Below are 11929 nucleotides of genomic sequence, written 5' to 3' on the forward strand. Positions count from 1 at the left end.
CGATTGGTTTAAAAGTTTTTGTTTAGAATAATGTGACTGGAAATTGCCGCAAGACCATTCCTGAATCCCCGTGTATAGCTGATAATGATGCCATGCCCGACACCCTCATTAACCTTTGCCTGCTCTTCGATCTCTTTGACCTGTTTGATATGCCCCTCTGCAATTTCCTTTTTGACGGTAAGCTCTTCTACCGTATCTATCATTCCACTTCTGCTCCTGCTGGTGATGTGGAAATTGATTTGCCGGATAAAGTCTTCGTAAAACGTTTTTACTTTCCGGATAGATCTTTCCAGGTCATTCTTCAACGCGATCACATTTTGGTCGAGATGGGTTGTGTCCGGATTTATCAATGCATCATTATACCCTTTGGATTCATAATTCTTGTCGAGGAAATCGTATAGAAAATGTATCCCACCATTGAGTGGGGTAACCGCTTTTTCGTCAGGCTGTTCTTTCTCCGGTGCGTCCTTTTCAATGAAAGTAGTTTCCGGAATATCGGGTATTGTGGTTTCAATTGCCATGGTGTGGGTATGCCCATTGTGGCGTTGCCGGTTGAAAATATTGAATAAGCTCATACGTGTTTTATTAAATAGTGATTGTGGGCACTTTATATTTATTATGCCCTTTGTTATGACAGGATTCGCAAAGCGTGATGAGTAAATGGCCCGGGTAATCCCAGGGTAGCCGGAACCTTTGCTCGTTTGCTATAAAGTGGTATTGCCGGTGATGCACCTGCAAGTCTTTGTCGCTGCGGCAATGCACACAACGATGCATGTCGCGGTGCAGTATTTCCTTTCGTTTCGCTTTCCAGTTAGGGTGAAATAGAAGTGCGCCATAACTGCCATGAGATTTAACGTTCAGGAGGTGCTGCTCCTGCGGTTTTGCAGGAAGAGATTTCGCAGGAATATCTTCCTGGATATATCTGCGATAAGATTGATCTCCCTTAAACTGCAGGTATTTATAGGGCGCGTCGTTTGGAGTTGTCATAACAACACAGGTTAGAGTTATTGAAATATAGTTCCGGTCGCAGCCAATTTTATTGCTCCCACTTACAAAGGGTTCTGGTTGCCATTGCTTTTTCAAGGGACATGCTGATGATTCGATGCTTACAATTACTTAGTCCACGGCAATTCTGTTTATAATGATACTTCGTAGCATTTTTGCTGTCGCAGACATACACCGTTGTTTGACTGCAGTAACTATAGCTGGTAAGTAGCCATACATATAGGAGTTTCATGGCTCAATTGATTCAGGGGACAAGGGGGTTACAAAAGAACTGGCATTATTGTTTAACTTGTATGGCAGGGGGCACAACAATATAAACAGCCATTTGACTTTTGATAACGTTTCTTTGCTTCACGAACGGCCGCCTGGCAAGTTTCAAATTCTCCCAAGTAAGTCTGGCTATACATCATCGGATAATATTCACAGGTAGGAACGTGAACCTCATGATCGCCGTTTAGCTGGGCGTTATTGTTTACATAATACTTCTTTTTCATAGTGTTTTTAATTTATGAAACAAAAGTATATTCCATTAACCTTCTTTTTTTATGGGAAACCGTAATTAGATATTTTCCGGCAATTTTTTTTAAGATGCTTATATAGCGCCTAAATCCTTGCAGTGAGCCACCAGTTGCTCATTCTTGGTAAAGCCAAGTGCATCTTTCATCTGATTGAGCCTTTTCTCTATACTACTTAAGCCAGATGGTTTTATTCCGTTACGTTGAAGGTGCGCAGGTATGTCTTTCTGCAGCATCCCCTGTGCAAGCAGCGTTATGATCGTGATATCAAATTCCGAAAATGAGTAGGCGTTCTTTTTGTTGTTCAGCTGCCTGATATGATTCGGATAATAGCGCCGGTGTCTGGCTATTTCATTGATGGCTTCTTTAAGTGATTGGACATCATTCCGGGCTTTGAGGACAAAACCGTCTATATCATACTTGTTGTAAAGCAGGTCAATAACAACCTGCCTGCTTTCCAATGAGAAAACCAGGATTTTCAGGTCGGGCTGTACTTCCCGGGCAGCGGCAATTAGCTCCGTACCACCAGATAATAGCTGCTTATGATCATCCTGAGTGAATGATAAATCTGTAATCAGGAGATCGAAAGATCTTTCGGCTTTAACTGCCTGTGTGATCCTATACAAAGCATCATCGCAATAATAGGCGTGTGCTATATCCGTGATGGCCAGTTCTTCCAGTGTTTTCTGAAGGGAAATATTTACGCTTTCGTGATCTTCAGCAATAAGTACCTTTGTAATCATGAGGATTGAGCTATTGGAAAGGAAATGTGAATTTTTAATCCTTTAACAGGATGTTCAAATGTATATTGTCCGCCAATGCTTTTAATACGGTTTCCCGTATTTTGCAATCCGTTCCCATGCTTAACTTGCGGGGAAATACCGATGCCATCATCGGTATAATGAATTTGAACCTGGCCGTTTTGACACTCGAACTTTATCATCACGGAATTAGCCTGGCTATGTTTTTTCATATTGATCATCAATTCCTGCAGGATATGTTCAACTTCATGTTGTATCTGCGCATTGGTCCGGCTCCAGAGCATCGGACCGTTGCCGAAGATCAGGACCTTGATATGGTCAGCCCCAAAGGATTCCAGCAAATCGTCGATTTTAACGTGAAATGGAACCTTTGAAACAGTGGGATTTTCGTACGAGATATCGCGGGATCGTTCATACAGTACCTCAATCTTATCTATCAGCTCCTCCTTGTCTAAGGATGCTTTATACTCAAGGTCTGTCATGATGCGGTACAAACCATTTGCTACCACGTCATGCACTTTCTGGGAGGTTTTAAGCTGATGTTCCTGTATCGCCTGCCGGGATGCAAATTCTATCTGTTGCCGGCGCCTGCGGTACCGGAGGATTAAAATAATTCCGGCGGTAATGAAGAAGAGGATGGTTAGCGCCAATAAGAACCGCTGTACCACCAGCTGGGTTTTCTTTTGTGCATTATCTTTTTGCAGCTGAAGATTGTCGGCTTTATTTTTAGCGGCTTCGTACCGGATTAATGCGAATTGGTTCTTGGCTGCGTTCTTTGCCGTTTGGATACTATCCGTCAGGTATTGGTAGCGGACAAAATAAGGTTTCAGCAGATTGGTAGGGCTAAGTGTAATAAATTTTGAAAGCGCTTCGACTTCGTCGTCCGGGCTATTCATTTCCCGGGCGATTTCGTATCTTTTCACAGCATAATACAATGCTGAATCTGGTGAGGATAGCGAATAATAGTCCGAGAGATGCGCATAACTGGCATTGAGGCCCCTGATGTCGTTTGAATCCTTACGGATTTGCAGCGCCTGTTGCAGCTCAGGCCCGGCGGGATAGGTGGAATCTTTCAGCCATTTGGTTTTGGCATAGTTGGAAAGCACCCGGGCATATTCTTTTTTCTTGTCCTTACTCTTAACCAGCAGGGATTTGTATAAACCGATAGCCTGATCATAGTCGCCTTTCTTCTGGTAAGTAAGGGCTATACTGTTTAAGGCAATGGCCTCGGCCTTAGGATGGGTTATATATTTTAGCGCTTTATTATAGTAATCGATAGCTGCTTCATAGTTTTTAAGATTAAGACAGATATTCCCCAACTCATGGTAGTTGGAACCCAGGCATTCCTGGTCTTCTTTTTTGTGCTCATCGAGATAAGTAAGGGATTTCAAAAGGCTCTCCTGTCCTCCGTAATGGTCTCCCTCATATGCCTGGATGATACCCATATAAGTATAGGCCATTGCAATTTCCAAACTGTCTGTGGCACCCGTTGCAACGAGGTTGAAATAATAAAAGGCAGAGTCGTTATTCTTATTGAAGAATGATTCCCCTTTTTCCAGCGTAGGTGCAGAAATCAGTTGCGGGGATTCCCGGTTGGATGTACAGGCTAAAAGACTTCCAAGGAGTATGGGCAGGATGATGCTTGAGGGACGCACTGGGGATTATTTCTCTTAAAAGTATCGAATTTCTCAATTTTGAGGAATTATTAATTGACAGGTAACCAAAAAAAGTGAGGCAAGAACCTTCTTGCCTCACGTAGATTATATATCAGGGTTTTCTTGGAGGAATTGTTCCGGTTTCGCCACCGGTATCATCCAGAGTAGTCACCTGTTCGCCATTGTTAGGATTGCTGTTATTGGAATGGCTGGGGCATAAGAATGCCATGAGAAAGCTAAATATGATGTGAAACATAGTTTTAATTTTTTGAATGTTTTAGAAATAGGCTGCCGGTTGCCGGGCAGCCGGCAGCTGAGTTAGAATCAGTGAAGAAGCGCTTCTTGCTTTTTTAGGGAAGTGTGGGCGTGGATTACGGAAGCTGATGATCGCTTCCCAAGCCGGTAACCGGCTCCCGCTTTCTTTGCCCGGGGTTGAATCGGTTCTGTACAGAGAACCTCTTAGCTAAGGAGGTATTACCCGATTGCAAAACAAAGATAGATCGAGGTAAGTGGTTGATTTACAAACAATTCCAATAATTCCTTTAATTCCTGGTATTCCACCTGTAATTCCGGGAATGCGGGTTTAATTCCGATTATTCAGTTCTATAATTTTACTTATGGCGACATCTTATCCTGACTACCAGCAACTCGTCATGCGGGCGTATGAACGAAAGAAGGCAAACAATACGCTACCCCACGGCCTGATGTACCTCACCCCTGCGAAACTCAAAGAGGAATGCGTGAAGAAATGCACAACAGATGTAAACAGGCGGGACGAAAAGATTATCAGGGATTTCTGTGGAGATTTGAATAAAGGGAGAAGCTGCCATGCAATTATGCAGCGATGCGACACGGATAAATTCCGGCCGTTGGTGAATTATCTGAAAGAGAAGACTGAAAACACAGATGAGAAGAATATCGAGCTCCTGGCCTGGCTAATTGATTTTGCCGGCCGGCCCTGGGAAATAGGGAAAACGGTTACAGGCGATGATGAGGAAAGTGGAGCCCCTGCGTTAAATGAGGTGAACCCGGTAACTGATTCCCCGGCCACCCTGCCCGCCATGGAAAGTGATAAACCAACAGGAAATCCGGTAATTCCGGAAATTCCAGGAATGCTAACCCTGATGGGTAGCTCAAAGGGAAAGGAAAGTGGGGGTGTTAAAACCGCGGAAACCGTTAATCAAAAAAAAATAAGCGGGAGATCGGCGAAAACGCTGGCAGCTGCGGTTATGTTATCGCTGGCACTGGGAACAGGCGGCATGTGGTGGTGGAAAGATAAGACGGGCCCCGGTGGTAACTGCATGTATTGGCATGAAGATCATTATGAGCCTGTAGCCTGTAACCAGAAAATACCCAATGCAAGGGTCATAGCATTAGATACCATGAAGTTGAAAAATTTCAGGAAAATAACCAGGCCCGACACCATCACCTACCAGGCCCTGGGAAAGGTTTGGTATTCTAAAATCAATGGTAAATTCGAATACTATACATATGGGGGAGAGCATCCGGTGGTCTTTGACCATCAGCTGAAGCCAATTACCATCTATATTATTGATAAGTACATCCTCACGGGTATGATTACGAAATAGTAAAGGCGTGCAAAAAATAGATAATAAAGGTTTATTTTTCAGCACGAAAAAGAAATTATGAAGAAGATAGGATTTTTATCGTTTGGGCATTGGTCTAACCACCCGGCCTATAAAACCCGTACAGCGAGTGACACATTGCTTCAGTCAATTGATCTGGCCGTTGCTGCCGAAGAAATTGGTTTAGATGGCGCCTATTTTCGTGTGCATCATTTTGCAGCCCAGTTAGGATCACCATTTCCTTTACTGTCGGCTATCGGCGCCAAAACAAGCAAAATAGAGATTGGGACAGGGGTAATTGATATGCGTTATGAGAATCCAATGTATATGGTGGAAGATGCCGGAGCGGCGGATTTAATTTCGGAAGGGCGATTACAATTGGGAATCAGCAGAGGTTCGCCGGAACAGGTAATCGATGGGTGGCGTTATTTTGGATATGAACCGGCGAAAGGAGAAACGGATGCAGATATGGGACGCCGTAAAGCGTTGGAATTCCTGGATAAGTTAAAAGGTGTTGGATTTGCACAGCCTAATCCGTCACCCATGTTTCCGAACCCACCGGGCTTGCTGCGTCTGGAGCCATATTCGGAAGGATTGCGGGAACGTATCTGGTGGGGAGCCGCGTCTAATGCGACCGCTGTTTGGGCGGCTGAAAACGGAATGTATCTGCAAAGTTCTACCCTGAAGTACGATGAAAGCGGCAAACCTTTCCATATACAACAAGCCGAGCAAATCAGATTGTACAAAGATGCCTGGAAAAAAGCGGGACACAATCGGGAACCGAGGGTTTCTGTGAGCCGGTCTATTTTTGCACTGGTAAACGATCAGGATCGCTATTTCTTTGGGCAGGAAACCAACCGGGTTGATAAAATCGGGATGATTGAACCGGACAAACGTGCTATTTTCGGAAGAAGCTATGCCGCAGAGCCGGATCAACTCATAAAGGAGTTAGCGGAGGACGAAGCTATCCAGGAGGCAGATACCATTCTTTTAACGATACCCAATACATTAGGAGTTGACTATAATGTGCATGTATTGTCTTCTATTTTAGAGCATGTGGCGCCCGGATTAGGATGGCGTTAAATTTTAATAATCCCTGAAGACAAAGCATTGACTGAAACCATTAAATGAAACATACTGAGACCAAACCTTGCATAACGTTAGCGGCGTATATCCATTCTTTTTGGGAATTGAAAGGTGATGACAGCGACAGCCAATGGGAACGGATATTTCCTGATGGCTGTCCTGGAATAGTGATAAATTTGGGAGAACCCTGCAAAACGGATAATGGCTTAGCTACTATGGATCATGGGAAAACATACGTAGTGGGAGCAATGAGTTCTTTTAAGGATAGTTTTATTGACAGGAATACCCATCTGTTAGGCGTATGTCTGAAACCAGCGGTGTTTTCGTCTTTTTACAACTATGCTCCACAAAATGAATTGACTAATCATACTTTTGAATTTGATTCACCGCATTCATTTGATATTGGAAAGATAAATAATGACTCTGCTGCTTATCTCAATAGATATTTTTTGGATAGAAAAAGAAGTCTCAACGAGTCACTTCAGTCCGTTTTAAATGATATTCATATTTCTAAAGGAAACGTAAACATCTATGAAATTTCTAAAAAGAATTTTATAACTGTCAGGCAATTAGAACGGGCTTTTAAAACTCATATTGGTTTAACACCTAAGGAATATGTAAATATTATTCGCTTCCAGTCAGCTCTTTCTATGATGAGCGATGTAAGGCAAAAGAAAAGCTTATCAGATATAGCTTTTGAATGCGGTTTTTATGACCATGCACATCTCTCCAATGAAATAAAGCGACACACGGGGCTTACTCCTTCCCAGTTTTAATTTTGTCGCTTTTTTCCAAAAGATAAACAGGCCTGGTATTTACTTTTGCTAAAAGCAATTTAAATGAGAAAAGTAATTTTGAATTTAGCAGTAACCCTGGATGGGTTTATTGAAGGTCCAAATGGGGAAGTGGATTGGTGCATTATGGATGATGATATGGATTTCGGCAGTTTTATTTCAAGTATCGACACCATATTTTATGGCAGGGTAAGCTATGATGCCTGGGGAAATTTTCAACCTGATGCAACCACCAGCCATGCAGAAAAAGAGATGTGGGAGGGAATACATTCAAAAAATAAATTTGTTTTTTCGGGTCAGAACAGGCAGGATGAAAAGGCTACATTCATCAATTCCGACATAGCTAACCGCGTTGCTGAAATTAAACAGCAACACGGTAGAGATATCTGGTTATATGGTGGGGCAAGTCTTATCAAAACATTTATAAATGCAGGTCTTATTGACGTCTATAAAGTATCCGTGCACCCGGTTGTTTTGGGAACTGGTAAACCGTTGTTTGAAGATTTAAAAGAGAGAATTGGTTTAAGGTTGACTGAAACCAATGTTTTCAAATCGGGTGTGGTGCAGCTTACCTATGAACCAGAAGGATAAAACAATGAAGAGTATTATGCAGTAACCCGGACAACAGTTTTTTCTTTCGGACCAAAGATCAGGAAGCTGACCAGGGCCAGGATACATACGCCGACTCCGCCAAAAAGCATGACCCAGCCAAATCCATGCACCAGCGCAGCATGCGCGGTAGCATCAGGCAGGCCGGGTGCAGAAAGCCCTGCGGCGATTTTTTCCGCAGCTGTATGTAATTGGGAAGGGGCAACGGACCCGGGAAGAATGCTTTCCAGGTAGGAATAGATTCCCTCCACAAGGATAAATCCCATCAGTGCAATATTGATGGCTAAAGTGATCAGGCGTGCACTCATATCAATACCCGATGCCATGCCGGCACGATCTGGTGTAACAGCCCCGGTGGTGGTATTTGTAACGGGCGTATTTGTAAGACTCAGCCCGATACCCGCCAATAGTGAACCGGGCAGCATGGTCAACCAGCTGGCATGCGCTACGCTACTGCCGTAGCGCATCAGCAGAAAGCCGAGCCCGATCATCAGCAATCCCGAAGGAATAATAATACGGGGCTGATAGCGGAGCGTAAGTCGTTCTGCCAAAGGTGGCACCACCAGGGTGGGAAGTGTGTAAGCCAGTAAAGATAATCCAGCCGTGATGATATCGTAGCCGAGTGCGCTTTGGAAATAGATCGGGAGGTAAACCATGAATGGCCAGAAACTAAAATTCATGCCGATACAGCCAATGATAGCACCGGAGAAGCGACGGATACTGAACACGGAAAAATCGAACATCGGGTTGGCATGCTTCTTTTCTACCCTCAAAAAAATAATAAAGCTCAATACAGCAGCCCCAAGAATGCTTAACCCTGCGATGCTCCTGAATCCGATAGTCTGTCCCTGCGTAATATAATATACGAGGCCAAATACCGCCAGTGATAAAGAGATAATCCCTGCTACATCCAGTTTTTTTGCCTGCGGGTCCCGTGATTCCTGTACCCCTCTGAGTACAAGAAGCATAGTAATTATCGCAATGCCCACATGCACCAGGAACACCCACTGCCAGTTGGATACCGTTACAATAGCTCCGCCGATGATAGGGCCAAAACCCAATCCCACGCCGGAAATGATACCCCAGATAGCAAATGCTTTTCCCCGTTCGCGTCCTTCCCGGAACTGGTGTGAAAGGATAGCGATAGAGCAGATCAGCATCGCGCCGCCGCCTATTCCCTGCAGGAACCGGCTGATGATTAACACAAGTGTGTTGCGTGCCAGGCCGCAAAACAAAGACGTGATGCCGAATAATAAAATGCTGATAATAAAAACCCGTTTCCTGCCAAACCGGTCGGCCAGGGTACCTGTGGCCATCAGTACTGTAGTGCAGGCAATCGTATAGGCGTTCATGATCCATTGAACTTCTTTGAAATCACTGTGTAAAGCTGTTTCGAGTGTAGGAAGTATCACCGGTACACTGGAGATCTCCAGGCCAAACATCAGGGCTGCTAAACATACTGCTACCAAAGCGACCGTATTTTTTCCTGTCTGCGTAACTTTTATCATGGGTATTTTTATTTTATTCTTTTGTAAAATTATACCGTTAATGATCATGAAATCGGTATAATTCTACTATAAAAAGGTATTTTTGCAGCATGTGTGAATTCAAAAAAGAAAATATCCGTCAGTCCCTGGAAGTCTTGTACAGAAAGGTGGATGATTGTCCCCTGAAAGATTTACGGCTTACTTTTTTTCAGATGGCTTACATTATTTCAGGCAATGGTTTTTTAAGTATCAATGGTCACCGGATTGCTTACAAGACGGGCAACCTGATGTTGCTGACTCCTAATGACTGCTACAATTTTGATATTGAAGAAACCACAGAATTTCTTCTCATTAAGTTCACCAGCGATTATGTAAAAAAATACCGGTGGAAGAATATTTGTGAGATTGAATGTTTATTGTATTACTCCACCCACCTCACGGGTTGTATCTTACGTAATGAATCTGATTATCCGCTGGTGAGGTCGATTACTCAATCTTTGCTGCAGGGCGTTCGCCACAGCGATCTCTATGAGGAGGATTTACAAATGCACCTTGTCAATGCATTGATCGTTATTGCTGCCAGGAACATTGCCAGGATCAAGCCGGCCCAGTTGAAAGTAAATGCCGATCAGCGCATCCAGGACATCATTACCTACATTCAAAACAATATCTTTTCGCCTCAAAAACTGAAGGCTGCTGTTATTGCTGAAGCTTTTGACATTTCGGATACCTATCTCGGTAGTTATTTCAAAAATCAGTGTGGCGAAACCCTTCAGCATTTTATCGCCACCTACAAGATCCGTCTCATCGAACACCGCCTGAAATTCAGTGACCGGCGCATCAATGAAATAGCGTATGAGTTTGGCTTTTCCGATGAAAGCCATCTGAATAAATTCTTCAAAAAATACAAAAACCTGAGCTTAACCCGGTATAGAAAAAGCAATGCTGCTGAACGAATCGTCCAGGCAGGATAAAATTTAAATTATGGTACAACAAACAGAAGAGGCTGCCCAGTGGCAGCCTCTTCGCATTAATGATTGGTTTTTGAAAAAATTATTTCTTCACTTCACTCTCCAGCAATAACTTCAACTCTTTATTTGATGGTCTTGGCGCATCTGTTGAAACGATATTTCCATTCTTATCAAACACCATAAACCGCGGAATCCCTTTAATGTTATAGAATTTGGCGATATCGCTCCATCCGCTGGCAAACAGTTGTACGCCACCCAGTTTTTCGCTGGCAATAAAATCTTTCCATTTCTGATGATCTTTTTGCTCATCTACAGATACGCTCAGGAACAGTACATCCTGTCCGTGCATCTCTTCCTCCAATTTTTTGAGATGGGGTATTTCTCCTTTACACGGACCGCACCAGGTAGCCCAAACGTCTACTAATACCACCTTACCTTTGAAATCACTCAAAGATGTTTGTTTGCCGTTCTTATCCGGGTAGGTGAAGTTCACCGCCTGGCCGCCGGCGGCAGTGGCTTTCTTCGCCAGTTCAGTTTTTATGCTGCCGGCGCGGTTAACCTGGTCGGAAGTGAGCAGGTATTTGCCATATTGTTTGTCCAGGTCGGTGTAGCCCAGGTATGTTTTAAGCGAAGCTGCCTGTTGCAGCACCACTTCACCTTTCAGTGTATCGTTTTCAATACCTTTCATCCTGGCTTCGATGCTGTAGTCCTTTACATCCCCGTTACCCAGCCGGGCTGGCATCATTTGCAGTGTACGCATCATACGCATGCCGTAAGGATAGCGAAGCAGGCGGGTGTCCTTAGTGAAATACGGAACATCTATGCTTTTGAAATACGGCGTATAGTCGTTTGCTGACGGATGGGCAGAACGGGGAGTACTCAGCAACTCAGCGGTGCAGTGGAGTATATCCAGCTCACGGAACTTCGCAAACTCACTGTCAAACTGCTTGTTGCCAGCCGAAGCGAATTTCGTTTCCTGCACCTGCTTGTGAAGTGTTTCCAGCAGTGGGAAGAAATCTGCATAGGTACTTCTGGACAAATTGAAATAAACGCCTTTCCTTTCCAGCGGCAGGATAGTATTGTGCCATTTCGCCACGGCCAGGTTCTCGGGAGAGTTCTTGCCCGTGAGCACATAGGAGGTATCTGTGATCTTTACGTTCAGCTGATCTTTTTGTTTGAAATAGAAGCTGTATTTGTCTATAGGAGACTGACTATTACCAGTGCCGATCACATAAAACCCTTCGCGCTCCGGGCGGAAATAAAATCCGAAAGATGAATCGGCGCCAGGTTTGGACGCGGCCACTTCTTCCAGTCTTCCGTGCTCTACGCGATAGAGGTGTACATTACCGTCGTGGCGGCGCATCCACTCGCCGGAGATGGTTACCTGTGCTTTCAGAAATGCGGGCAGGCAAAGCAGGGCTATTAAACCCAGGTGTAATTTTTTCATTTGTATTCAGATA

General features: G+C 44.1%; 13 protein-coding genes. 5 read left to right on the forward strand and 8 right to left on the reverse strand.

Annotated features, from left to right (window positions below):
* Positions 1 to 8: 8 nt before the first annotated feature.
* The 6 genes from B5Z18_RS30780 to B5Z18_RS32650 all read right to left on the reverse strand — a co-directional run bounded on the left by B5Z18_RS30780 (position 9) and on the right by B5Z18_RS32650 (position 4192).
* Positions 9 to 575, reverse strand: coding sequence for a hypothetical protein (locus B5Z18_RS30780; RefSeq protein ID WP_079473410.1), 567 nt, complete (start codon positions 573 to 575; stop codon positions 9 to 11).
* A gap of 10 nt (positions 576 to 585) precedes the next feature.
* Positions 586 to 987 carry an HNH endonuclease gene (locus tag B5Z18_RS30785; protein ID WP_079473411.1) on the reverse strand — a complete coding sequence of 134 codons (402 nt, stop codon included), beginning with the start codon at positions 985 to 987 and terminating at the stop codon, positions 586 to 588.
* Positions 988 to 1289: 302 nt separating this feature from the next.
* Positions 1290 to 1499 carry a hypothetical protein gene (locus tag B5Z18_RS30795; RefSeq protein ID WP_079473413.1) on the reverse strand — a complete coding sequence of 70 codons (210 nt, stop codon included), beginning with the start codon at positions 1497 to 1499 and terminating at the stop codon, positions 1290 to 1292.
* 98 nt (positions 1500 to 1597) lie between these two features.
* Entirely contained in the window at positions 1598 to 2263 is a 666-nt protein-coding gene (locus B5Z18_RS30800) for a response regulator (RefSeq protein WP_079473414.1), read from the reverse strand.
* On the reverse strand, positions 2260 to 3936 hold the full coding sequence (locus tag B5Z18_RS30805) for a tetratricopeptide repeat-containing sensor histidine kinase (RefSeq protein WP_079473415.1): 1677 nt from the start codon (positions 3934 to 3936) through the stop codon (positions 2260 to 2262). Before B5Z18_RS30805 ends, B5Z18_RS30800 begins: the two co-directional genes overlap by 4 nt.
* A gap of 112 nt (positions 3937 to 4048) precedes the next feature.
* Positions 4049 to 4192 (reverse strand): hypothetical protein, encoded by a 144-nt coding sequence (locus B5Z18_RS32650; RefSeq protein ID WP_159454493.1) that lies wholly within the window; start codon positions 4190 to 4192, stop codon positions 4049 to 4051.
* A 361-nt stretch (positions 4193 to 4553) separates the two neighbouring features.
* Here B5Z18_RS32650 and B5Z18_RS30810 point away from each other — a divergent pair, with 361 nt between their 5' ends.
* The 4 genes from B5Z18_RS30810 to B5Z18_RS30825 all read left to right on the forward strand — a co-directional run bounded on the left by B5Z18_RS30810 (position 4554) and on the right by B5Z18_RS30825 (position 7993).
* Positions 4554 to 5525, forward strand: coding sequence for a hypothetical protein (locus tag B5Z18_RS30810; RefSeq protein WP_143313754.1), 972 nt, complete (start codon positions 4554 to 4556; stop codon positions 5523 to 5525).
* A gap of 57 nt (positions 5526 to 5582) precedes the next feature.
* Entirely contained in the window at positions 5583 to 6605 is a 1023-nt protein-coding gene (locus tag B5Z18_RS30815) for an LLM class flavin-dependent oxidoreductase (protein ID WP_079473417.1), read from the forward strand.
* Between the two features lie 44 nt (positions 6606 to 6649).
* A complete protein-coding gene (locus B5Z18_RS30820) occupies positions 6650 to 7384 on the forward strand; it encodes a DUF6597 domain-containing transcriptional factor (RefSeq protein WP_079473418.1) in 735 nt (244 codons plus the stop codon).
* A 63-nt stretch (positions 7385 to 7447) separates the two neighbouring features.
* Entirely contained in the window at positions 7448 to 7993 is a 546-nt protein-coding gene (locus tag B5Z18_RS30825; RefSeq protein WP_079473419.1) for a dihydrofolate reductase family protein, read from the forward strand.
* Between the two features lie 14 nt (positions 7994 to 8007).
* On the opposite strand, the gene B5Z18_RS30830 is transcribed toward B5Z18_RS30825, so the two are convergent.
* Entirely contained in the window at positions 8008 to 9519 is a 1512-nt protein-coding gene (locus B5Z18_RS30830; RefSeq protein ID WP_200817395.1) for an MFS transporter, read from the reverse strand.
* An 89-nt stretch (positions 9520 to 9608) separates the two neighbouring features.
* Between B5Z18_RS30830 and B5Z18_RS30835 the strand changes: the two genes are divergently transcribed.
* Positions 9609 to 10472 (forward strand): AraC family transcriptional regulator, encoded by an 864-nt coding sequence (locus tag B5Z18_RS30835; RefSeq protein ID WP_200817396.1) that lies wholly within the window; start codon positions 9609 to 9611, stop codon positions 10470 to 10472.
* A 79-nt stretch (positions 10473 to 10551) separates the two neighbouring features.
* Here the strand turns inward: B5Z18_RS30835 and B5Z18_RS30840 are convergent, their stop codons facing one another.
* A complete protein-coding gene (locus tag B5Z18_RS30840; RefSeq protein WP_079473420.1) occupies positions 10552 to 11916 on the reverse strand; it encodes a redoxin family protein in 1365 nt (454 codons plus the stop codon).
* Between the last annotated feature and the right edge of the window lie 13 nt (positions 11917 to 11929).

The organism is Chitinophaga ginsengisegetis, from assembly GCF_900168065.1.
GTDB classification, from domain to species: domain Bacteria; phylum Bacteroidota; class Bacteroidia; order Chitinophagales; family Chitinophagaceae; genus Chitinophaga; species Chitinophaga ginsengisegetis.

Coding starts and splice junctions, on each gene's coding strand:
- B5Z18_RS30780 (WP_079473410.1), bottom strand. CDS start 575: ATGAGCTTATTCAATATTTTCAACCGGCAACGCCACAATGGGCATACC.
- B5Z18_RS30815 (WP_079473417.1), top strand. CDS start 5,583: ATGAAGAAGATAGGATTTTTATCGTTTGGGCATTGGTCTAACCACCCG.
- B5Z18_RS30785 (WP_079473411.1), bottom strand. CDS start 987: ATGACAACTCCAAACGACGCGCCCTATAAATACCTGCAGTTTAAGGGA.
- B5Z18_RS30830 (WP_200817395.1), bottom strand. CDS start 9,519: ATGATAAAAGTTACGCAGACAGGAAAAAATACGGTCGCTTTGGTAGCA.
- B5Z18_RS30820 (WP_079473418.1), top strand. CDS start 6,650: ATGAAACATACTGAGACCAAACCTTGCATAACGTTAGCGGCGTATATC.
- B5Z18_RS30810 (WP_143313754.1), top strand. CDS start 4,554: ATGGCGACATCTTATCCTGACTACCAGCAACTCGTCATGCGGGCGTAT.
- B5Z18_RS30795 (WP_079473413.1), bottom strand. CDS start 1,499: ATGAAAAAGAAGTATTATGTAAACAATAACGCCCAGCTAAACGGCGAT.
- B5Z18_RS30840 (WP_079473420.1), bottom strand. CDS start 11,916: ATGAAAAAATTACACCTGGGTTTAATAGCCCTGCTTTGCCTGCCCGCA.
- B5Z18_RS30825 (WP_079473419.1), top strand. CDS start 7,448: ATGAGAAAAGTAATTTTGAATTTAGCAGTAACCCTGGATGGGTTTATT.
- B5Z18_RS32650 (WP_159454493.1), bottom strand. CDS start 4,192: ATGTTTCACATCATATTTAGCTTTCTCATGGCATTCTTATGCCCCAGC.
- B5Z18_RS30835 (WP_200817396.1), top strand. CDS start 9,609: ATGTGTGAATTCAAAAAAGAAAATATCCGTCAGTCCCTGGAAGTCTTG.
- B5Z18_RS30800 (WP_079473414.1), bottom strand. CDS start 2,263: ATGATTACAAAGGTACTTATTGCTGAAGATCACGAAAGCGTAAATATT.